This is a genomic window from Butyricicoccus sp., from assembly GCF_977037065.1.
The window spans coordinates 101130-124122 of sequence record NZ_CDRQNY010000004.1 but is presented as its reverse complement, the minus strand read 5'-3'; the positions used below and the strand labels follow the sequence as shown (position 1 = coordinate 124122).

Here is a 22993-nt window from a genome sequence, read left to right as displayed (position 1 = left end):
AGACGGAACTCGCGCAAGGATAGCGACATTCTCCATTCTCCATTTTCAATTTTTTATTACTGCACACGCTAAGAGCAAAGAGGGAGGTCTATTTCCTTGCCTGATTTCAAGATACACAGCCCCTACCAAATGGCAGGCGATCAGCCGGAGGCGGTAGCCAAACTGGTGGAGGGCATCAACAACGGTCTGACCGAGCAGACGCTGATGGGCGTTACCGGCTCGGGCAAGACGTTCACTATGGCGAACATCATCGAGCAGACCCAGCGCCCGACGCTGGTGCTCGCGCACAATAAAACGCTGGCCGCACAGCTCTGCACCGAGCTGCGCGAATTTTTTCCTGAGAATGCGGTAGAATATTTCGTATCCTACTACGATTATTACCAGCCGGAGGCGTATATCGCCTCGACCGACACCTATATTGAGAAGGATTCCGCCATCAATGATGAGATTGACCGCCTGCGTCACTCTGCGACCTCGGCGCTGAGCGAACGGCGCGATGTGATCATCGTGTCCTCGGTTTCGTGCATTTACTCGCTCGGCGACCCGATCGACTACAAGAGCATGGTGATTTCCATCCGTCCGGGCATGGAGATGAGCCGCGAGGAGCTCATCCGTCGACTGATAGACATTCAGTATGAGCGCAACGACATTGCGTTCGAGCGCAACCGCTTCCGCGTGCGCGGCGACACGGTGGAAATCTGGCCGGTATACTCGGATGAGGATGTTGTCCGTATCGAGTTTTTCGGTGATGAGGTGGACTGCATCAGCCGTATTAACCCGCTGACCGGCGTTTCTCTCGGTGAACTGGGGCATATTGCTGTTTTTCCGGCGAGCCACTACGTTACACCCAAGGAAAAGCTGGAGGAAGCCATCAAGGACCTCGAAGAAGAACTGGAACAGCGCGTGAAATACTTCGAGGAGAACGGCAAGCTGATCGAGGCACAGCGCATCGCGCAGCGCACCCGCTACGACATTGAAATGCTGCAGGAGATCGGTTTCTGCTCGGGCGTCGAGAACTATTCGCGCGTGCTGTCGCGGCGTGCGCCGGGAAGTGCGCCGTACACGCTCATCGACTATTTCCCGAAGGATTTTCTGCTCATCGTGGACGAGAGCCACGTCACGCTCCCGCAGGTGCGCGCCATGTATCACGGCGACCGCGCCCGCAAGGAAAGTCTGGTCGAAAACGGCTTCCGCCTGCCGAGCGCGTATGACAACCGCCCGCTCAATTTTGACGAGTTCAACGACCGTCTGAACCAGATTGTGTATGTTTCCGCAACACCTGCCGAGTATGAGCTGTCGCGCTCGGGGCAGGTGGTCGAGCAGGTCATCCGCCCGACCGGTCTGCTCGATCCGGAGGTTGTTGTGCGTCCGGTCGATGGCCAGATCGACGATCTCATTGGCGAAATCAACGCCCGCACAGCCAAGGGAGAACGGGTTCTGGTCACCACGCTCACCAAGAAAATGGCCGAGGATTTGACCGATTACCTTGAAACTGCAGGCATTAAGGTGCGCTACATGCACCACGATGTTAAGACCATCGAGCGGCAGGAGCTGGTGCGCGATCTGCGTCTCGGCGTGTACGATGTGCTTGTCGGCATCAACCTGCTGCGTGAGGGCCTCGACATCCCGGAGGTGTCGCTCGTCGCTATTCTCGATGCGGATAAGGAGGGCTTTCTCCGGTCGGAGACCTCGCTCATCCAGACCATCGGCCGCGCCGCACGAAATGAGCACGGCATGGTCGTGCTGTATGCAGACAGCATCACGCCCTCGATGAAGCGCGCGATGGACGAGACCGAGCGCCGCCGTGCGCTGCAGGATGCGTTTAATAAGGCCCACGGGATTATCCCCAGGTCTGTGCATAAAAAGGTGCAGGATGTTATCGAGATCACCTCGAATGTGCCATCGAGCAGCAAGAAAAAGCTGCGAAGCAAGGGCGAAAAACAGCAGGAGATCGCCCGCCTGACCCGCCAGATGAAGGAGGCCGCGAAGATGCTCGAGTTTGAGATCGCAGCACAGCTTCGTGATCAGATTAAGGCGCTTGAAAATGGATAATGGAGAATTGAAAATGGAAAATGTCGCTATTCTTGCGCGAGTTCCGTCCGCGCTGCGACGAGGTGCGCCGCTTTGCGGCGATAATTTTCAATTACTCAACCCGTTATGCGTAACAATAAAGGAAAATAAAAATGCAGGAATACATTCACGTTAAAGGTGCGCGAGAGCACAACCTGAAAAACATCGACATCAAGATTCCGCGCGACAAGCTGGTGGTGTTCACCGGCCTGTCCGGCTCGGGCAAATCGTCCCTGGCGTTTGACACGATCTACGCCGAGGGTCAGCGCCGCTACGTTGAATCGCTGTCCAGCTACGCGCGGCAGTTCCTTGGTCAGATGGACAAACCGGACGTAGACTACATTGACGGTCTGTCGCCCGCCATCTCCATCGACCAGAAGACCACCTCGCAGAACCCGCGTTCGACGGTCGGCACGGTCACCGAGATCTACGACTACATGCGCCTGCTGTGGGCGCGCATCGGTACGCCGCACTGTCCGAAATGCGGCAAGGAGATACACCAGCAGACCATCGACCAGATCATTGACCGACTGATGGCGCTTGAAGAAAAGACGCGCGTGCAGCTGCTTGCGCCGGTCATCCGCGGCAAGAAGGGCGAGCACGTTAAGGTGTTTGAGGATGCCCGCAAGCAGGGCTATGTCCGCGTGCGCGTAGACGGCGAAATCCATGATCTTTCGGAAGAATTCAAGCTGGCGAAAACCAAGAAGCACAACATTGAGATCGTTGTTGACCGCGTTGTCATCCGTCCGGACGCCCGCGGACGCATTACTGATTCGGTGGAGACCGCGTCTGCGCTGTCGGGAGGTCTGGTGATTGCGGATGTCATTGGCGGCGAACCCATCACGTTCTCGCAGAACTATGCCTGCGACGACTGCGGCATTTCCATCGAAGAGCTTACCCCGCGCATGTTCTCATTCAACAACCCGTACGGTGCGTGCCCGGTGTGCACCGGTCTGGGTATTCAGAAGCGTGTCGATCCCGACCGCGTCATTCCGAACCGCCGCCTTTCCATCAAGCAGGGCGCCATTCGCGCGTCCGGGTGGGGGAACGCCGACACGGGTACGATCGCGGGCATGTACTACACTGCACTCGGCAAAAAACACGGCTTTACGCTGGAAACGCCCATCGAGGAGTTCTCCGAGCAGGCGCTCGACGAGCTGCTGTACGGCACCGGAGATGAACCGCTCGAGCTGTCGGTCAGCCGTATTTCGGGTGGCGTGATGCGCCAACCGTTCGAGGGTATCATCCCCAATCTGGAGCGCCGTTACCGTGAGACCAACAGTGAGTGGTCGCGCGGCGAGATTGAAGAAGTGATGAGCGAAAGTCTGTGTCCGGCATGCCACGGCCGCCGTCTGCGCCCAGAGGTGCTGGCGGTCACGCTCGGCGGACTGAACATCGCAGAGTTCGCGGAAAAGTCGGTCGTCAAGGCGATGGAGTTCCTCCACACGCTCAAGCTGACCGAAATGCAGCACAAAATCGGTGACAGAGTAATCAAGGAGATCATGGATCGCCTCGGCTTTTTGCAGTCGGTCGGACTGGAATACCTCACGCTCTCGCGTTCGTCCGGTACGCTGTCCGGCGGCGAGAGCCAGCGCATCCGGCTGGCAACGCAGATTGGCTCATCACTGATGGGCGTGCTGTATATCCTCGACGAGCCGTCCATCGGTCTGCATCAGCGCGACAACGATAAGCTGCTTGCGACCCTGGGGCGGCTGCGCGACCTCGGCAACACGCTCATCGTGGTCGAGCACGATGAGGACACCATGTTTGCGGCTGACCACATCGTGGACATCGGTCCGGGGGCGGGACGCAACGGCGGTGAGGTCGTTTTCGAGGGCACGATAGACGAGCTGCTGAAAAGTGATAAATCCATCACCGGACAGTACCTTTCGGGCAGAAAATTCATTCCGGTGCCCGAAATCCGGCGCAAAGGCAGCGGCAAGAGCATCACGGTCAAGGGCTGTGCGGTAAACAACCTCAAGCATACGGACTTTACCATTCCGCTCGGCACGCTGACCTGTGTGACCGGTGTTTCGGGTTCGGGCAAGTCCTCGTTCGTCAACGAAATCCTGTACAAAAAGCTGGCAGCGGAGCTGAACGGCGCGAAGACTCGTGCCGGTGCGCATGACGAATTCATCGGCATCGAGAATCTCGACAAGGTCATCGATATTGACCAGTCGCCCATCGGACGCACGCCGCGCTCCAACCCGGCGACCTACACGGGGGTGTTCAACGACATCCGCGAACTGTTCGCCAAGACGGCAGATGCGAAGGCACGCGGCTACAATGCAAGCCGTTTCTCCTTCAATGTCAAGGGCGGCCGCTGTGAGGCCTGCTCGGGTGACGGCCTGCTCAAAATCGAAATGCACTTTCTGCCGGACGTTTACGTTCCCTGCGATGTGTGCAAGGGGCGCCGCTACAACAAGGAGACGCTCGAGGTGCGCTACAAGGGCAAAAACATCTACGAAGTGCTGGATATGACGGTGGATGAAGCGTGTGAGTTCTTCGCCAACGTGCCGAAGATCGCACGCCGTCTGGAGACCATGCGCGAGGTCGGTCTGGGCTACGTTAAGCTGGGGCAGTCCTCCACAACGCTCTCCGGCGGTGAAGCGCAGCGCGCCAAGCTGGCGACCGAGCTGTCCAAACGCTCGACCGGCAAGACAATCTATATCCTCGATGAGCCGACCACCGGTCTGCATGTCGCAGATGTCCACAGGCTTGTGGATGTTCTGCAGAAGCTGGTGGACGCAGGCAACACGGTTGTTGTCATCGAGCACAATCTGGATGTCATCAAGACTGCGGACTATATCCTCGACCTCGGTCCCGAGGGCGGCGACGGCGGCGGCCGACTGGTCGTTTGCGGTACGCCGGAGGAGGTTGCACAGTGCGAGGGTTCGTATACCGGACAGTATCTCGGCCCGATTCTCGCCCGCAAAAACGGCGGAAAACGCGATAAATAAAGTCGAAATGTGTAATAAAACAGGTGTTTCTTAGCGAGACACCTGTTTTTTCTGTATTTGATAAAGATGTTGTGATTTTGGGTGTGTTTTGGTATAATAGTGATAATATAAAATCGGAGTTACTATACGCAGGCGCCGGAAGGCGTGCTGCTGCCGTGACTCAGGAAGGGATCGTTCAATATGAGAGCAAAGCGATGGGTGATCGCCTCGCCGGATACCGAGCGGGTGCGGGTGCTGTCGCGGGAGACCGGCTATACACCGCTGACGGCGGCGGTGCTGTCGGCGCGCGGCATCGACACACCGCAGGCTGCGGCGGATTACCTGAGCTGCGATGCGCGAGGACTGCATGATCCGTTCGGTTTGACCGATATGGATAAGGCAGTCGAGGTCATCCGCGATGTAATAGATCGCGGAGAGAAAATGGTGGTCTACGGTGATTACGATGTGGACGGCATCACGGCAACGTGCACACTGGTGGATTATCTGCGCAGCAAGGGCGCAAAATGTGAATATTACATTCCCAATCGTCTGACGGACGGCTATGGTCTGACTCGTCCGGCGATGGAGCAGCTGTATGAGCAGGGCACGCGCCTGCTCATCACGGTGGACTCGGGCATTACAGCCAACGAGGAGATTGCCGTCGCACGCGAGCTCGGCATGCAGGTCGTCATTACCGACCACCACGAGTGCCACGAAAACCTGCCGGACGCGCAGGCGGTCGTGGACTGCAAGCGGACGGACGATACCTATCCGTTTTCCAGTCTTGCGGGTGTCGGTGTGGCATTCAAGCTGATCTGCGCACTCGAGGGCGACACGCTTTCCGTGCTCGACCGGTACGCCGACCTCGTAGCGCTCGGCACGGTAGCCGATGTCATGCCGATTGTCGGTGAAAACCGCATTATTGTGGCGGAAGGACTGAAAAAGCTGTCCGTGACGGCAAATATCGGTCTGGAAATGCTGCTGCGTGAGGCGGGGATGAAGAACCGACGCCTGACCTCCTCGACCATCAGCTATGTGCTCGCGCCGCGCATCAACGCGGCGGGCCGCATGGGCAAGGCCGAACTGGCAGCAGAGTTGTTCCTGACGAAAGATCCGATACGCGCACAGGCGCTTGCCGCCGAGCTTTGCGAGCAGAACAAGCTGCGCCAGAGCGAGGAGAACAAGATACTCGAGCAGACGCTCACACGCCTGCGCCGCGAATACAACCCGCTTGAGGATAAAATTATCGTGCTGGCCGGAGAAGGCTGGCATCAGGGCGTTATCGGCATTGTGTGCTCGCGCCTGTGCGACCGCTACGGCTGTCCGGTCGTGCTCATCTCGGTGGACGAGGACGGCGTAGGCAAGGGCTCCGGCCGCTCGATCGGCAGCTTCAATCTGTTTGAGGCGCTCACCTCGTGTGAGGACCTGTTCGAGCGCTACGGCGGTCATGCGCTTGCCGCAGGACTGACCGTGCAGGCGGACAGGATCGAAGAACTCCGCACGCGCCTGCGCAAGTACGCGGAAACGCATGTCACCATGGCGGAGCTCGTTCCGCAGCTGCACATCGACTGCATGGTGCAGCCGGAGTGGCTGACGCAGGAGAACATCGAATCTCTGGGCGTACTCGAGCCGTACGGCATGAAAAACGCGGAGCCTGTGTTCTGCATGAAGAACATGACCGTTGAGGAGATTACGCCGCTGTCCAGCGATCGGCACGTTCGTCTGTCGCTCATCAAGGACGGCAAGCGTTTTTCTGCAATCTGGTTCGGCATCGGTGCGGGCGGTCTCGGCTTTGTCGAGGGCAACACCGTGGATGCCGCCTTTCATCTGGAGATCAACGAATTTCGAGGCCGCCGTTCGGTGCAGCTGACCATCTGCGATGTGCAGCTGAGTGACTGCGAGCATCTGGCAGATCAGAAGATTCTCAATCTGTATAATACACTCATGCAGGACGGCCCGCTCACCGCAAGGGAAGCGCGTCTGCTCCTGCCCGACCGCAAGGATCTGGTTGCTGTCTGGCGGCATGTGACCTGCCGCGCGGAGGACGGACGGCTTTCCGTACCGGACGGGGCACTTTCCCGCCGGGTTGCGTGGGAAAGCCGACGCGACATTAACATCGGCAAGCTGTTCGTCTGTCTGGACGTTTTTCAGGAGTCCGGACTCATCAGCTATCATTTCAAGGAAGGCATGCTCAATATTTTGCTCAAACCCTACGAGGGCAAGGCCGATATTTCCGGATCGGTTGTCCTTGCCACATTGCAAAGTATGGCGGGGTGACACGAATGGGGGAAGGATCTATGCAAACGAAACTGGATTTTTTGATCGAACGCGTACAAAAACAAAACCCGCAGGCGAATATCAAGAAGATTCGCGCGGCATACGAATGTGCGGCCAAGGCACATGAGGGACAGAAGCGCCGCAACGGTGAGCCGTATATCATTCATCCGGTCGCTGTCGCTGAGATCGTTGTGGAGATGGGTCTGGATACGGATTCCATCTGTGCAGCGCTGCTGCATGACTGCATTGAGGACACCGAGTTCGGCTACAAGGAGATCGAAAACAAATTCGGCACGCCGGTCGCGGAGCTGGTGGACGGCGTAACCCGACTGGGCATGCTGCGCTACTCCAAGGAGCAGGAGCAGTTCGAGGACCTGCGAAAGATGTTCCTCGCCATGGCGAAGGATATCCGCGTTATCCTCATCAAGCTGGCCGACCGACTGCACAATGCGCGTACCTTCCAGTTCCTGCCCGAGCGCAAGCAGCGCGACAAGGCACTGGAAACCATGGAGATTTACGCGCCGATCGCGCACCGTCTCGGCATGAGCCGCATCAAGTGGGAGCTGGAGGATCTGTCGCTGAAGGTTCTCGATCCCATCGGCTACAACGAGATTGTGGAAGGCTTAAAGGCTCAGAGCGAGCAGCACGAGGAATTCCTGCAGGGCATTCAGGACCGCATCAGCACCAAGCTGAAGGAAGCGAACATCCACAACGCAATTTCGGCTCGCGTCAAGCATATTTACTCCATCTACCGCAAAATGTATGCCCAGCACAAGACCATCAACGAGATCTATGATATCTGCGCCGTGCGCGTCATTGTCGATACCGTGGCGGACTGCTACAACGTGCTCGGCTACGTCCACGACCTGTACAAGCCGATTCCGGGCCGCTTCAAGGACTATATCTCCACGCCGAAGCCGAACGGCTATCAGTCGCTGCATACGACGGTCATCGGCCGAGCGGGTATCCCGTTTGAGGTGCAGATTCGTACCGTAGAGATGCATAAAATGGCGGAATACGGTGTTGCGGCGCACTGGAAGTACAAGCAGGGTCTGGACAAGAAGGGCAACGAGGAAGCGTTCGCGTGGATTCGCCAGCTGCTTGAAGCCCAGCAGGACACCGAGGCCGAGGACTTTATCAAAAACATCAAGGTTGACCTGTTCGCGGACGAGGTATTCGTCTTTACGCCCAAGGGCGATGTGGTCAACATGCCGGCAGGTGCAACGCCGATCGACCTTGCGTATGCGATTCACTCGGCAGTCGGCAACCGCATGACCGGCTGCAAGCTGAACGGCCGTATCGCACCGATCGACAGCCAGCTGAAAAACGGCGATATTGTCGAGATCCTGACCTCCAAGGAGGCGCACGGTCCGAGCCGTGACTGGGTGAAGATCGTCAAGACCACCGAGGCGCGCAACAAGATCAAGCAGTGGTTCAAGAAGGAATGCCGCGAGGAAAATATCGTCAACGGCAAGGAGGATCTCGACCGCGAGCTGCGTGCCAACCTGCTGTATAACGGCTTCTATGAGAACGAAGAGGTGCAGAAGAACACGCTCAACAAGTTCTCGTTCAACACGGTCGATGAGCTGTACGCGGCCATCGGCTACGGCGGCATTATGCTGACCAAGGTCATCAATAAGGTTAAGGACGATGTCGGCAAGCTGCGCCGCCAGCGCGAGCAGGCCGAGCGTGCTGCACATCCGCAGAATGAGCAGCAGCAGCGCCGCCAGAATAAATCCAGCGACGGCGTTGTTGTCGAAGGCATTGATAACTGTCTGGTCAAGTTTGCCCGCTGCTGCACGCCGATTCCGGGCGATGAGATCGTCGGCTTTGTCACCCGCGGCTACGGTGTTTCCATCCATCGCCGCGACTGCGTGAATGTCCATATCGAGGAAGAGCCCGACCGCTGGGTTCGTGCCTGGTGGGATGAGGATATGGCAGCCAATGCCGGTCACGTCAATAAGTTCTCCACCGGCCTGCAGATTTCCACGCGCAACCGTATCGGCGTGCTGAGTGACGTTACGCTGGCGTTTGCATCGAGTAAGATCAATGTGCATGAGATTTCCGCACGCGACCTCAACGACGGCTACGGCGTTATCAACGCCATGGTTGACGTCACGAGCGTCCATCAGCTGGATAATATGATCAGCCGCCTGCGTTCCATCAAGGGCGTCGTGGATGTGACCAGAACGGTGGATACGAATTGATAATTGATGATTGAGAATGGAGAATGAGACGCGGAAAGCGCTTGTGCCTGCGCGTTTCAGGCTCCCCTAAAAGGGGAGGCATTGGTTGGTGCAGAAGGTTTACAAAGGCTCGATGGGTCATCGAGCCCCACGATGTATCTAACTGGTATCATCAAAGGAGTTGCGCGGCACTGCTATGCCGCGCCCAGCGTAGACCCCAATTGGATGTAGCAGTACAGTATCCGAAATGCGAATAAGTGGATACCATGCGGAAGAAAAAATCCTCTGCCGTTCCTTTCCTGCTTACGAAGTCTACCATCTGCACTCAAGGTATCCCAAAAAGGAAACGGGAGTCCCAAGAGGGTAGAAACCATTGGTGTCTACCCTTTTGGAACCCCAGCCAAGGTTTGGCACCCATTCCAAATCAAAAAAATCAACAGATTAAATTCAAAACTTACTACGAAAAGAGGAAAAACAATGCGGGCACTGGTTCAGCGCGTCTCCCACGCGTCGGTGACGATCGACGGCAAAATTCACGGACAGATCGGACAGGGCTTCCTTGTCCTGCTCGGCATCACAGATGGTGATACCGTGGACGATGCGGTTTATCTGGCCGATAAAACGGTTAAAATGCGTGTATTCACGGACGAAAACGACAAAATGAACCGCTCACTCGCGGATGTCGGCGGCGGCCTGCTCATCGTGTCGCAGTTCACGCTCTACGGTGACTGCCGCAAGGGCAACCGCCCGAGCTTCACGAATGCTGCCCGTCCGGAGACCGCCATCCCGCTGTATGAAGCATTCATCGCGCGCTGCCGCGAGAGCGGCCTGCCGGTCGAGACCGGCGAGTTCGGCGCGGATATGAAGGTCGAGCTGCTCAATGACGGCCCGGTAACGCTGTGGATGGACACGAAAGAAATGCGTCATTGACAAGATAAACCTGTTCCGTAGGGCGGGCTGCCCTCAGCCCGCCGCTGTAAATCGGTGCATGACGTTAAAAACGGCGGGCTGAGGGCAGCCCGCCCTACGAAGAAGGCTTAAATGCCGAAGAAAGGGTATAACTGATGAAGTTAATGCAGCTCTGTGTTGGCATGGTCCGCACGAATTGTTACATTGTATACGACGAAACCACCCGCGAAGCCGCGGTGATCGATCCGGGCGACAACGCCAAGTCGATTTTGCACGCGGTAAACGAGGAACAGCTGAATGTCAGGTATGTGCTGCTGACGCACGCGCATTTTGACCACATTCTGGCGGCGCATGAGGTGCTCGAAGCGACCGGCGCACAGTATGTTGTGCCGGAGAAGGACACCTGGCTGCTGAGCCGCGACAACATGGGTCAGTTCCGCGGACTGGCACGCAATTATGTGCAGGATACGCCGGATATTCTGGCGAACGAGGGCACCGAGGTGACGTTCGGCGGCATGACCGCAACCTACATGGCAACACCCGGTCACACGCCCGGCTCGTCCGTCATCAGGATTGGCGACTGCCTGTTCACCGGCGATACGCTGTTCCGCCACGAGTGCGGCCGCTGCGACCTTGAAGGCGGCGATTTTTCTGCCATGCTGCGTTCTTTGAAGCGTCTGCATGACCTCGACGGCGATTACAAGGTATTCCCCGGTCACGAGGGCATTTCTACGCTGAACGAGGAACGCGCATACAATCCGTATATGCTGCAGGCGATGGGAAAATGATCTATACACTGGAAAATCACGAACTGAAACATGCGGTAGAGGAAATGCTGTTTCATCTGCTGCCGACCGAGACATTAACGCGTGTTGGGACGGTCGAGCAGCTCACCGAGCCGTACTGCCGCAGCATCCTGACCGAGGAGAACGGCGAAGCCGCCGCGCGTGCGATCGTCTGCATGGACGGCGCAGTGCATGAGGCGGAAAAGCGCGCGTCCGTCACTGGGCTGGCAGCGCTGGACTGCAAGCGCACCATCACCGAACTGGTGAAAACGACCGTGTACGATGCGGTCGTACCGTTCCTGCCGCAGGCTCCGGTCTGGGGCAGCCTGACCGGCGTGCGTCCGGCCAAGCTGGCGCGCGGCATGATCGAGCGCGGCATGACGCGCGGTGAGGCGGCGGTCGAGCTGCGTGAGCACTTTCACGTTTCGCCCGAGCGCACGGCGCTGACCATCCGCGCGGCCGCAACCGCGATGGAGATGGACAAGACCATCGGTGAAGACGATATTTCGCTGTACGTCGGCATTCCGTTCTGTCCGTCGAGGTGCTATTACTGCTCGTTCGTATCGGCAACCACGGCGCAGTCCGGTAAACTCATCGAGCCGTATCTGGACACGCTCTGCCGCGAGATCGAGGAGACAGCCGCGCTTGTCCGCGCAGCGGGCAAGCAGGTGCAGAGCGTCTACATCGGCGGCGGCACACCGACCACGCTGGACGAGCATCAGCTGGCACGGCTGCTGTCGGCGCTCGAAAATCACTTTGATTTTTCGCATTTGCGCGAATATACTGTAGAAGCGGGCCGTCCGGATACCATCATACCGGAAAAGCTGCGCGTGCTCAAAAGCGCGGGCGTTGGCCGCGTGAGCATCAACCCGCAGAGCATGAATGACGCCGTTCTGGCCGCAATCGGCAGAAAACACGGCTCGGCAGACGTGCTCCGCGCGTTTGACGAGGCGCGGCAGGCGGGTTTTGACGAGATCAACATGGACCTCATTGCGGGTCTGACCGGAGACACTGCCGAGACTTTTGCACAGACTGTGGATACTTTGCTGAATCTTTCGCCGGAGAATATCACGGTGCACACGCTCGCCATCAAGCGCGGCGCCGACCTGACCGATAAGGCGGCTGCCGCCGCACAGCGCGAGACGGTTTCTCAAATGCTGGATGGAGCATCGCACGCGCTGCAGAACGCAGGCTACGGTCCGTATTATCTCTACCGGCAGAAATTTATGGCAGGCGGCTTTGAGAACGTCGGCTGGTGCAAGCCGGGCACCGAATGCTTCTACAACGTGAGCATGATGGAGGAGCTGCAGACCATTCTGTCGCTCGGTGCGGGTGGTGTTTCCAAGCGCGTCGTACGCGAGACCGGCTGGATCGAGCGCGCGAACAATCCGAAATATCCGCTTGAGTACATTCAGGCGACGGACAGACTGGCCAACGGCAAGAAAAAGCTGCTGTTCCCCAAGAAATGATCAGGATAGGGAAATGAGTGAGTAATTCCGTAAGAAGGGACTGGCTATGGCAGAATACACACTGAAATACATCAATCACCGTGCCGAATGCGACGCGGAAGCCTTTGTGAACGACTGCGAGGAGCACTATCATCGTCAGCTGCATCTGGTGGCTGACCAGATCGCCGCGAACTGCAAGCGCAAGCCGGTCGTGCTGCTCAACGGCCCGTCCTCATCGGGCAAGACCACCACGAACGACCGTCTGGGCCGCATTCTCGAGCTAGCGGGCATTCACGCGCACATGATCTCGATGGACGACTATTACCGTACCTCGGGCACCTACGACATTCCGTTTGACGAGGAAAACGGCGTCAATGACCTCGAAAGTCCGGAGTGCATGGATCTGGATCTGCTCCGCGACCACCTGACGCGTCTGGTGGCAGGCGAGGAAATCATGGTGCCGCGCTTCGACTTTGAAACGCGTACCTCGCATCGCAACGACCGTCCGGTGCAGCTGCACAAGGACGAAATTGTGATGATCGAGGGTATTCACGCGTTCAATCCGGTCATCATGGGCGATCTGGAGAAGCATGCGACAAGCGTCTATCTTTCGGTGGCGAGTGTGCTGTTTACGGACCGCAACGTCCGCGTTGAGCCGCACATGCTGCGCTTTCTGCGCCGCGCCATGCGCGACAGCCTGTTCCGCAGCTCGCCGGTGGAGTACACCTTAAAGCAGTGGAACTCGGTGCGGAGAGGCGAGAGACTGTATATTTCGCCGTACCGCGGGCAGGCTGATCTTACGGTGGACACCTATCTGCCGTACGAGACCAACATCCTCATGCAGTACCTGAGCGAAAAGCTGCAGGGCGAGGAGAAAATGCTCGAGCAGGCCGACCTTGCACCGCTCAGCGCGATTTTGGATAAGGTTTCGCCGATCGACTACAAGCCGTATATGCCGGAGGATTCGGTTCTGCATGAGTTTATCGGCTGAAAAGTGTCCGGATTCTTGCTTTTTGGCAGGGTATGAAGTATAATGGCAATACCACATAATTGAAACTGCGGCGTTTTGCGGAAATTTTCCCGCAAATCGCCCTTGTTCCATTACGCAATATTACCATGAGACCGGAAACGGAGACATTCCGTCGGAAGGAGCGACAAGCTATGGATATGAAAATGCAGGCGTTTCTCGATAAGGTAAAGGACATGGCGGATAAGACCGGCAAGGTCTCCCGTCATGCGGCAGGCGTAGCCGGTAAAAAGGCGAACGACCTTGCACTGGCGACCCGCATCAACCTGCAGATTTTCGATCTGAACACCGAGTGCGAAGCACTGTACAAGGAAATCGGCAAGCTGGTGTACGATCTGCACCGCGGTGCAGAGGTCACCAACGAGGAAATGGACGAAAAGATGGCGCAGGTCGATGCCAAGCAGGAAAAGCTGGCCACGCTGCGCGACAAGCTGGCGGAAATGCGCTCGGTAACGGCGTGCCCGCACTGCGGCAAACCGTGCGGCAGGGATGACGCATATTGCTCGTCCTGCGGTGCAGAGCTGTAACATAATACGGTTTGATGCATCATATTGTAATATCGGGCAAGGGCAGCTATGCCCATTCTGATCAAAGGAAGGGGCGTACGGCGTTTGCAGCGTAAAAAACAGAATTTCATTCAGGGTGCGTTCATTTTGATGCTGGCCAGTCTGCTGGTCAAGGTGATTGGCGCATTTTTCCAGATACCGCTGCTCAACATGATCGGCGGCAAGGATTCGCCTGCGTTCGGCATGTTCAGCGCGGCGTACCGTGTGTACACGGCGATGCTGATGATCTCGACCGTCGGTGTTCCGGCGGCGCTGGCGAAAATGGTCGCGGAGGCCACAGCCCGCGGCAGAGAGCATGAGGTGCGGCGCACCGTCCGTGTGGCGGGAAGCATTTTCATTCCGCTCGGTGCGGTCTGCTCGGTCGTGCTGTTCCTCGGCGCGGGCACGTTTGCATCCTGGATTAAGAGCGCGGATTCCCGGCTGGCGGTTATGGCCATCGCACCGAGCGTGCTGATGGTTGCTGTTCTGGCGGTGTTCCGCGGCTACTATCAGGGCCGCTCGAACATGGTGCCGACGGCGGTTTCGCAGGTGATCGAGTCACTCGGCAAGCTGTTTATCGGTCTTGGACTGGCGTATTACGCGGTTCAGCATAACTTTTCCGATCAGGCAGTCGCGGCAATGACCGTCCTCGGCGTTACCATCGGCGAGGTGGCTGCCGCTGTTTACATGCTCATTCAGGGTGCGATCACGCATCGCAGCAGCTCGGCAGTGCACGCGCTGGACGACAGCGTGCGTCCGGCGGGCCAGCTGGCGAAAACGCTGCTCAGCCTGTCCATTCCGATCACGATCAGCTCAGCGGTTATGAGTCTGACCGACCTGATCGACGTGGCGCTGATTTCCACGCGTCTGCAAAGTCCGGCGGTCGGCATGACGGCAAGAGAAGCAATGTCCACTTACGGCATTTACACCGGTCAGGCCATCAACTTCTTCAACCTGCCGCAGACGCTCATCACCGCACTGGCGGTCAGCGTGCTGCCGACCATCGCAAGCGCACGCGCAGCGGGCAACCATGCCAAGGTCTCCAAAACACTGGGTACCACGCTGCGCATGACGATTATCATCACCCTGCCGGCCGGCGCGGGCTTCATCATGCTCGCCGGACCGATCCTGCGCATGCTGTACTCGCAGGGAACGGAGCTTGGCGGTGTGCTGATGGGTCTGCTCGGCTTTGCCGTACCGGCGGCGGCACTTGTGGCTGTCACCAACTCGACGCTGCAGGCGTTCGGCCGCATTGACCTGCCGCTTGTCTCGATGTTTGCGGGCGCGGTTGTCAAAATGCTCGGCGACTATTTTCTCATTGGCAATCCGGCGCTGAATATCATGGGTGCGCCCATCAGTACGGCGCTCTGCTACTGGCTGATCGCGGTCATCAACCTGTTCCACATCAGGCGTCTGACGGGTTCGCTGCCGCCGATCGGAAAAACGGTCTGCCGTCCGCTGGCGGCCACCATCGGCATGAGTGCGGCGATTTTCATTGTGCAGCGCGTGCTGAACGGTGCGTTGAGCGCAGCTCCCGGCACCATGCCTGACAAGCTGATCACGCTCGCGTGCATCGGTGTAGCGGTTGCCGTGTATGCCGTTCTGCTGCTCGCGCTCGGTGCAGTCGAGCGGGATGATGTTCTGCTGCTGCCCAAGGGCGAGAAAATCGCAGATATTTTACATCTAAAATAATCAGGAAGTGCAAAAATGGTTGATTTTGAAATAAAGGATTGTTACAAGTTCGATGATCTGCTCCGCATTATGGAAATCCTGCGCGCGCCGGACGGCTGCATGTGGGACCGTGAGCAGGATCATCATTCCATCCGCCGCAACTTCATCGAGGAGACCTACGAGGTCTGTGAGGCCATCGATGACGAGGACACCGAGCACATGAAGGAAGAGCTCGGCGATGTTCTGCTGCAGGTGGTATTCCACGCCCAGATGGAGAAGGAAAAGGGCACATTCGACATCGACGACGTGGCGGACGGCATCTGCAAAAAGCTGATCTTCCGTCACCCGCATATCTTCGGCAATGTCGAGGTCGCCTCGTCCGAGGAGGTCCTCAAGAACTGGGATGACCTCAAGCGCAAGGAGAAGCATCAGGAGACCGATACGCAGGCGCTCGAAAGCGTAGCAAAGAGCCTGCCGAGTCTGATCCGTGCAGAAAAGCTGCAGAAGAAGGCGGCAAAGGTCGGCTTTGACTGGGATAACGTGAAGGATGCACTTGACAAGGTGCAGGAGGAGCTTGACGAGGTCCGCCGTGCCATCGACGGCGACGGCGATCCGGAGGAGGAGATTGGCGATCTGCTGTTCGCGTCCGTCAACGTGGCGCGTCACCTGAAGATCGACCCGGAGGCTGCCGCCGAAAAGACCTGCAACAAGTTTGTCAGCCGCTTTGCGGAGATGGAGCGTCAGGCGACTGCCGCAGGCAAAAAGCTGGCTGACCTGTCCCTTCCCGAGCTGGACGCACTGTGGGACAGCGCAAAGCATGAGGAACACGCATAAGGAGCAAAACCATGAAGAAAAGCGAACTGGTGACGCTGGTTGCAGAAAAGACCGGCTTTTCCAAGAAGGACACCGAAAAGACGATCGACACCGTGTTTACCGCCATTGCGGATATCATGGCAGCCGGTGACAAGCTACAGATCAGCGGCTTCGGCACGTTTGAGACCAAGGAGCGCGCAGCACGCACAGGACACAATCCGCGTACCGGCGAGGAGATCAATATTGCAGCGGCTACTATGCCGGTGTTCAAGCCGGGCAAAGTTTTGAAGGATAAGGTAGACGGAAACAAGTGAGATTAGACAAGTATTTGAAGGTATCCCGCCTGATCAAGCGCCGCACGGTGGCGAATGATGCATGCGATGCAGCGCGCATCACGGTCAACGGCAAGCCGGCCAAGGCTTCGTATCAGGTGAAGATCGGCGATGTGATCGAGATTGCATTCGGTCAGCGCACGATGAAGGTGGAAGTGCTGAATATCGCGGAGCATACGCTCAAGGCAGATGCGTCTGCGCTATATAAGGAACTGTAAACCGAACATAACGTATCCCGCTCTCGCATATATTGCAGAGCGGGATACTTTTTTGCAGTCAGGAGGGGAGTTATATGGCACAGGAGGAACGAAGCCGTGAAATGCCGCACAGTGTCATTCTGGAGGGGAGAGAGAAGCTGACGATTTCCGGTGTGACCGACGTGCACAGCTTTGATGAGGAACAGGTGCTGCTCGAAACCGTGCGCGGCATGCTGGTCGTGCGCGGTCAGGGACTGCATGTAGAGCGGCTGCAGCTCGAGGCCGGAGAACTGATCATTCAGGGTGAGATCGGCCTGCTTGAGTACGACGACAGCGTGCAGCCGCGCGACAGCCTGTTCCGGCGGATATTCGGCGGGTGAGCGGCCATGCCGGTGTTTACGAACAGCCAGCAGGTCACGCTCGTGCTGCAAAGCCTGCTGCTCGGTGTCGGGATCGGGGCGGTGTATGACATGCTGCGGGCACTGCGTCTGCATTTCCGGTGCGGATGGGCAGGGGCGGCGCTGCTCGATACGCTGTTCTGGGCGATCGTGCTGGCGGCCTTATTCGAGTTCGGGCTGATCGCGGCCGCCGGTCAGCCGCGCGGCTTTGTGCTCTTAACGGCGGCAGGCGGCATGGGATTGTACTTTGCGGCGCTGAGCGAAACCGTGCTGGAGGCGATTATGCGGCTTCTGCAGGCGCTTGCGAAGCTGAGACGCGCCGTATACGGCCTGCGGGTGCACTGTCAAACGGTGGTAAAACAGCGGTGCAGTTCGGTAAAAATTCGGTTTTTGACGAAAAAATTTAAAAAAGACTCTTTTCTTTTTCGCAAAAAAGGTATAAAATAAAACCTGTATCAGTCTGACGCGCAAGCAAACGATATGAGGTGAGCAGATGACAAGGCGCACGCGGATGATCCTTATCAGGGCAGCGGTAGTGGTGTTTCTGCTTTACGCGGTCGTCAATGTGGTAAACCTGCGCACGCAGATCAAGAGCAAGCGGGATGAACTCGCGTCTCTGACGTTGCGGGTGGAGGAATATCAGAAGGCGAACGAGACGCTCCGGCAGGAAATGCAAAGCGGCATTTCCGAGGAGGATATCGGAGAGATGGCGCGGACAGAACTGGGCTATGCGGAACCGGGCGAGCGTATTTTTGAGGATACGTCCAGCCGGTAAAAGGGAAATAATAACGGAGGCAAAACAGCTTATATGGATTTGGCAGTGGGAGCAATCGTAGAGGGCAAGGTAACCGGCATCACCAAGTTTGGTGCATTCGTTGCGCTGCCCGAAGGCAAGTCGGGTATGGTGCATATTTCGGAGGTCGCTTCGACTTTCGTAAATGACATCAAGGATTTCCTGCAGGAGGGCCAGCAGGTCAAGGTAAAGATCATCAATATTGATCAGGCAGGCCGTATCAATCTGTCGATCAAGAAGGCGCAGCCGCAGGAGCCGCGTCAGCCGAGACAGGAGCGCCGTGAGGGCGGCTTTGCGCCGCGTCAGCCGCGTTTCCAGCGTTCGTCCGCACCGCGCGGACGTGTGCAGCAGGCACCGAAGGACCCGTCCACGATGAGCTTTGAGGATAAGCTGAAGGCGTTTATGTCGGACAGTGAAAGCCGTCAGGCCGATGTGCGCCACGCAACCGATCGAAAGAACGGTTCGCGCCGCCGCAGATAAAGAAGAAAACCGAGGGAAACCTCGGTTTTGCTTTTATATGCCGGTGCACGAAGCGTCGGCAGAGCTTTTCGGCACTGGCTGTCCGGTGCACATGAACTGCGTAAGCGTGTTCGCTCCTGACGGGCGGTGCGTTTTTCGCTGAGATTCAGCGGGAGTTTGCCTGCCCGGCATAGCTTGTGCTGGAAAAGTAACGAAATCCTGCTTTTATGCAAAAAAAGCGCGCTCTTCCTTGCGAAAGAGCGCCAAAAGTAGGATTGTGGGGATAAAGATATGAACGGTGCATGGCGGCTTTCCCAACCGCCATAATAAATATACCATAAATTACCATACTTGTCAACAGTTTTTGGAAGAGGTTTTCCATGAATCAAACACTGATCAAAAATATCAACATTTGGACGATGGATGAGCGTGATTCTCGCTTTTTCGGCTGGATTCTGCTCGAAAACGGCAGAATTGCCTCGATGGGCGAGGGGGAAACGCCGGACTGCGAATGCGTCATTGACGGCGAGGGCGGCGTGCTGACACCCGGCCTGATCGACATTCACTCGCACATCGGTCTGTACGAGGATGGCCTCGGCTTTGAGGGCGCGGACGGCAACGAGGACACCGATCCGGCGACGCCGCACCTGCGTGCACTGGACGGCGTCAACCCGTTCGACCGCAGCTTCCGCGAGGCACTTGAGGCCGGTGTGACGGCTGCCGCAGTCAGCCCGGGCAGCGCAAACCCCATCGGCGGACAGATTGCGCTGCTCAAGACGGCAGGCCGCCGTGTGGACGATATGATTCTCAAGGCGCCGCTGGCGATCAAGTTCGCGCTGGGCGAGAACCCGAAGTCGGTCTACCACGACAAGGATGAAACGCCCGTCACGCGCATGGCAACCGCGGGCATCATCCGTGAGGAGCTGTACAAGGCGAAGGAGTATTTCTCGCGAAAGGCGCGCGCGGAGAACGACCCGGACCAGGACGAGCCGGATTTCGACATCAAGATGGAAGCGCTGCAGCCGCTTCTCTGGGGCAAGGCCGAGGCGCACTTCCACGCGCACCGTGCGGACGATATCTTTACCGCACTGCGCATTGCGAAGGAGTTCGGTCTGCGGGCGGTTATCATTCACGGCACGGAGGCACACCTTGTGGCTGACCTGCTGGCGGAGGAGCACGTTCCGGTGGTCAGCGGCCCGTACATGACCGACCGTTCCAAGCCGGAGATTCGCAACCTGTCGGATGCCGCGCCCGGACTGCTGTGCAAGGCCGGAATCGAAACCGCCATTACGGTCGATCACCCGGAAATTCCGCTGCGGCTGCTGCCGATGGCGCTTATGCTGGCGGTGCGTGCGGGTATGGATAAAACGGATGCGCTGCGCGCTGTCACATCAGTACCCGCGAAAATTGCGGGCATGCAGGACAGAATCGGCAGCCTGAAAACCGGTCTGGATGCAGACTGTGTGCTGTGGAGCGGCGATCCGCTGGATATTGCAACCCAGGTGCAGGCTGTTTTTGTAAATGGCACACCGGAATATAGGAGGACAAAATGAGGACGATTGAGGTTTCGGAAGTAACCAAGCTGGTGCGTCAGCTGTGCATTGACGCCAACTACTATCTGCCCGCAGATCTGCGGCAGGCGTTCGTGGATGGTCAGAACGCGGAGGAGTCTCCACTCGGCAAGACCATCTTCGGTGAAATGATCGCCAACTGCGACCTTGCACGCGAGAACAACGTGCCGGTCTGCCAGGATACGGGCATGGCGATCGTGTTCGCGGAGATCGGTCAGGACGTGCATCTGACCGGCGGCTCGTTCGAGGATGCAGTCACCGAGGGTGTCCGCCGCGGCTACATTGACGGCTATCTGCGCCTGTCGGTGGTCGGTGATCCGCTGCGCCGCGAAAACACCAACGACAACACGCCGTGTATCCTGTACACCTCGGTCGTTCCGGGTGACAAGGTGAAGATCACGGTTGCACCGAAGGGCTTCGGCTCGGAGAATATGACCCAGATGAAGATGTTCACGCCTGCCGCTACCAAGGCGCAGATCGTGGATTTCATCGCGGATGCGTGCATCCATGCCGGCTCCAACCCGTGCCCGCCGATCGTTATCGGTGTCGGTCTGGGCGGCACGAGCGATAAGGCGGCATATCTCGCCAAGCGTGCGCTGCTGCGTCCGGTCGATCAGCACAACGCCGATCCGCTGTACGCCGAGATGGAGCAGCAGATTCTCGATAAGGTCAACGCATCCGGTGTCGGCCCGCAGGGACTCGGCGGTACGGTTACCGCTCTTGCGTGCGCGATTGAGCCGTTCGGCACGCATATCGCCGGTCTGCCGTGCGTGGTTAATATTTCCTGCCATGTTACCCGTCACGCAGAGGGCGAGCTGTAAGCAACCTTGACAAGAAATTGTAAAACCTCTTGGGAAATATGCTGAACAAATTGTGAACTTCTGAAAAATTGTTGGACAAGTTGCATAGGTTGTGCTATACTGAAGATAGCAAAAACCCAATACCGTTTCCGCCACACCACGGCGGCCGCGGATAAAGCCATCAAAGGCGGTTTACGCCTGTTAGGAGATGATTTTATGAAGTTCACTATCGTCGAAAGAAAAATCAAGATCGAGGACGAGCTGCGCCAGTACGCACTGCGTAAGGTAGAAAAGCTGGATCGCTACTTCCAGCAGGATTCGGATACCACGCTTACATTCAGCGAGCTGCGCGGCAAGCAGACGGTCGAGATCACGGTGCGTCAGGTTGGTCTGGTTGTCCGCGCCGAGGAAACGACGACTGATATGTATGCTTCCGTAGACGGTGCCATCAGCAGTATCGAGCGCCAGATCCGCAAGCATAAGACCCGTCTGGAGAAGCGCCTGCGTGAGGGTGCATTCGACAAGATGGCAGAGCAGAAGGCTGCACTGACCGAGGAGGATTTCGATGTAGTACGCCGCAAGCGCTTCGACGTAAAGCCGATGAGCGTGGACGAGGCTATCCTGCAGATGAACCTGCTTGACCACCAGTTCTACTTCTTCCGCAACGCCGACAACGACAATATCCACGCCGTTGTTTACAAGCGTGCGGCAGGCGGTTACGGTCTGATCGAGGGCGAAGAGTAAGCGCTGCTCTAACAATACAAAGTGCATTACATAAGGACCGGCGGCGCTCTGCCGCCGGTTCTTTTCGGTTAAAAGGGGAAAACGAATGAATTTATGTGATATTGAGACAATCCGGGCGGTTCTGGGCCGTCACGGATTCCATTTTTCCAAATCGCTCGGACAGAACTTTCTGACGGACGAAAGCGTGCCGCGCCGCATTGCGGAGATGAGCGGCGCGGCCGAGTGCGGCAACGCGATTGAGGTCGGCCCGGGCATGGGCTGCCTGTCGGCGGAGCTGTGCCAGCGCGCGGATAAGGTCGTAGCGGTCGAGCTGGACCGTGCCCTCATGCCGGTTCTGGCAGAGACGCTCGCGGATTACGATAACTTCGAGGTTGTGCACGGCGATGTGCTCGAAACCGATCTTGCCGCGCTCTGCAAGGAGAAATTCGGTGACGGAAAGGCGATCGCGTGCGCCAATCTGCCGTATTACATCACCACACCGGCGATTACGGCGCTGCTCGAGAGCGGCGCGTTCGAGCAGGTGACGGTCATGGTGCAGAAGGAGGTCGCGCAGCGCATCTGCGCAGAGCCGGGCACGGCGGCGTACTCGGCGTTCTCGATTTATGTGCAGTACCACGCCAAGGCGGAAATTTTGTTTGATGTTCCGGCGGACTGCTTTGTGCCCAGACCCAAGGTGGATTCGGCGGTGCTCAAGCTCGTGCCGCTCGACAAGCCGGCGGTTGAGACCAAGGATGAAAAGCTGTTCTTTTCCCTTGTGCGTGCAGCCTTCAATATGCGTAGAAAGACGCTCGTGAACGCGCTCGGTCCGGTGCTCGGCTCGTCGATGAGCAAGGAGGAGATCACCGCACTCGTAGAAGCAGCCGGTCTGGATGTCCGCGTTCGCGGTGAGCGGCTGAGCCTTGCAGAGTATGCGAAACTGGCAGATCTCGCGGCGGAAAAACTGCAGTAAATTTTGATTTGTGGGTTTAATCAACCTGTACAGGCTATCGTAGGGGCGGACCAGTGTGTCCGCCCTTTTCCGTGGTTGGC

Annotated in this window: 21 protein-coding genes; all 21 read left to right on the top strand. The window is 57.6% G+C overall.

Annotated elements, in window-relative coordinates:
* Positions 1–129 precede the first annotated feature (129 nt).
* The 21 genes from uvrB to rsmA all read left to right on the top strand — a co-directional run bounded on the left by uvrB (position 130) and on the right by rsmA (position 22913).
* The gene (uvrB, locus tag ACWVX6_RS02845; protein ID WP_455152323.1) at positions 130–2052 is read left to right on the top strand and encodes an excinuclease ABC subunit UvrB; all 1923 of its coding nucleotides are present in this window, start codon (positions 130–132) and stop codon (positions 2050–2052) included.
* A 131-nt stretch (positions 2053–2183) separates the two neighbouring features.
* A complete protein-coding gene (gene uvrA, locus ACWVX6_RS02840) occupies positions 2184–5030 on the top strand; it encodes an excinuclease ABC subunit UvrA (protein WP_455152296.1) in 2847 nt (948 codons plus the stop codon).
* Between the two features lie 180 nt (positions 5031–5210).
* Positions 5211–7286 carry a single-stranded-DNA-specific exonuclease RecJ gene (recJ, locus tag ACWVX6_RS02835; RefSeq protein ID WP_118761117.1) on the top strand — a complete coding sequence of 692 codons (2076 nt, stop codon included), beginning with the start codon at positions 5211–5213 and terminating at the stop codon, positions 7284–7286.
* 20 nt (positions 7287–7306) lie between these two features.
* The gene (locus ACWVX6_RS02830; RefSeq protein ID WP_110435252.1) at positions 7307–9493 is read left to right on the top strand and encodes a RelA/SpoT family protein; all 2187 of its coding nucleotides are present in this window, start codon (positions 7307–7309) and stop codon (positions 9491–9493) included.
* A gap of 456 nt (positions 9494–9949) precedes the next feature.
* Positions 9950–10402 (top strand): D-aminoacyl-tRNA deacylase, encoded by a 453-nt coding sequence (gene dtd / locus ACWVX6_RS02825; protein WP_455152295.1) that lies wholly within the window; start codon positions 9950–9952, stop codon positions 10400–10402.
* A 134-nt stretch (positions 10403–10536) separates the two neighbouring features.
* Complete coding sequence (locus tag ACWVX6_RS02820; protein ID WP_455152294.1) at positions 10537–11169, top strand: MBL fold metallo-hydrolase; 633 nt, start codon at positions 10537–10539, stop codon at positions 11167–11169.
* Complete coding sequence (gene hemZ / locus ACWVX6_RS02815) at positions 11166–12635, top strand: coproporphyrinogen dehydrogenase HemZ (protein ID WP_455152293.1); 1470 nt, start codon at positions 11166–11168, stop codon at positions 12633–12635. Before ACWVX6_RS02820 ends, hemZ begins: the two co-directional genes overlap by 4 nt.
* 46 nt (positions 12636–12681) lie before the next feature.
* Positions 12682–13605 (top strand): uridine kinase family protein, encoded by a 924-nt coding sequence (locus ACWVX6_RS02810; RefSeq protein ID WP_455152292.1) that lies wholly within the window; start codon positions 12682–12684, stop codon positions 13603–13605.
* 170 nt (positions 13606–13775) lie between these two features.
* Positions 13776–14168, top strand: coding sequence for a hypothetical protein (locus ACWVX6_RS02805; protein WP_455152291.1), 393 nt, complete (start codon positions 13776–13778; stop codon positions 14166–14168).
* A gap of 84 nt (positions 14169–14252) precedes the next feature.
* Positions 14253–15878, top strand: coding sequence for a putative polysaccharide biosynthesis protein (locus ACWVX6_RS02800; RefSeq protein WP_455152290.1), 1626 nt, complete (start codon positions 14253–14255; stop codon positions 15876–15878).
* A gap of 15 nt (positions 15879–15893) precedes the next feature.
* Entirely contained in the window at positions 15894–16691 is a 798-nt protein-coding gene (gene mazG / locus ACWVX6_RS02795; protein ID WP_455152289.1) for a nucleoside triphosphate pyrophosphohydrolase, read from the top strand.
* Between the two features lie 11 nt (positions 16692–16702).
* Positions 16703–16984 (top strand): HU family DNA-binding protein, encoded by a 282-nt coding sequence (locus tag ACWVX6_RS02790; RefSeq protein ID WP_110435244.1) that lies wholly within the window; start codon positions 16703–16705, stop codon positions 16982–16984.
* Positions 16981–17220, top strand: coding sequence for an RNA-binding S4 domain-containing protein (locus ACWVX6_RS02785; RefSeq protein WP_116704678.1), 240 nt, complete (start codon positions 16981–16983; stop codon positions 17218–17220). The genes ACWVX6_RS02790 and ACWVX6_RS02785 overlap by 4 nt, the downstream gene beginning before the upstream one ends.
* A 74-nt stretch (positions 17221–17294) precedes the next feature.
* Positions 17295–17579 carry a sporulation protein YabP gene (yabP, locus tag ACWVX6_RS02780; protein WP_110435242.1) on the top strand — a complete coding sequence of 95 codons (285 nt, stop codon included), beginning with the start codon at positions 17295–17297 and terminating at the stop codon, positions 17577–17579.
* 6 nt (positions 17580–17585) lie between these two features.
* Positions 17586–18044, top strand: a complete 459-nt coding sequence (yabQ, locus tag ACWVX6_RS02775) for a spore cortex biosynthesis protein YabQ (protein ID WP_455152288.1) — start codon at positions 17586–17588, stop codon at positions 18042–18044.
* A 64-nt stretch (positions 18045–18108) separates the two neighbouring features.
* Positions 18109–18372 carry an FtsB family cell division protein gene (locus ACWVX6_RS02770; protein ID WP_455152287.1) on the top strand — a complete coding sequence of 88 codons (264 nt, stop codon included), beginning with the start codon at positions 18109–18111 and terminating at the stop codon, positions 18370–18372.
* A gap of 33 nt (positions 18373–18405) precedes the next feature.
* A complete protein-coding gene (locus ACWVX6_RS02765) occupies positions 18406–18870 on the top strand; it encodes a S1 RNA-binding domain-containing protein (RefSeq protein ID WP_110435239.1) in 465 nt (154 codons plus the stop codon).
* A 359-nt stretch (positions 18871–19229) separates the two neighbouring features.
* A complete protein-coding gene (locus ACWVX6_RS02760) occupies positions 19230–20402 on the top strand; it encodes an amidohydrolase (RefSeq protein ID WP_455152286.1) in 1173 nt (390 codons plus the stop codon).
* Positions 20399–21241 (top strand): fumarate hydratase, encoded by an 843-nt coding sequence (locus tag ACWVX6_RS02755; protein ID WP_110435236.1) that lies wholly within the window; start codon positions 20399–20401, stop codon positions 21239–21241. Before ACWVX6_RS02760 ends, ACWVX6_RS02755 begins: the two co-directional genes overlap by 4 nt.
* A 195-nt stretch (positions 21242–21436) precedes the next feature.
* Positions 21437–21964, top strand: a complete 528-nt coding sequence (gene hpf / locus ACWVX6_RS02750) for a ribosome hibernation-promoting factor, HPF/YfiA family (protein WP_118359735.1) — start codon at positions 21437–21439, stop codon at positions 21962–21964.
* Positions 21965–22049: 85 nt separating this feature from the next.
* Complete coding sequence (gene rsmA, locus ACWVX6_RS02745; RefSeq protein WP_455152285.1) at positions 22050–22913, top strand: 16S rRNA (adenine(1518)-N(6)/adenine(1519)-N(6))-dimethyltransferase RsmA; 864 nt, start codon at positions 22050–22052, stop codon at positions 22911–22913.
* Positions 22914–22993 lie beyond the last annotated feature (80 nt).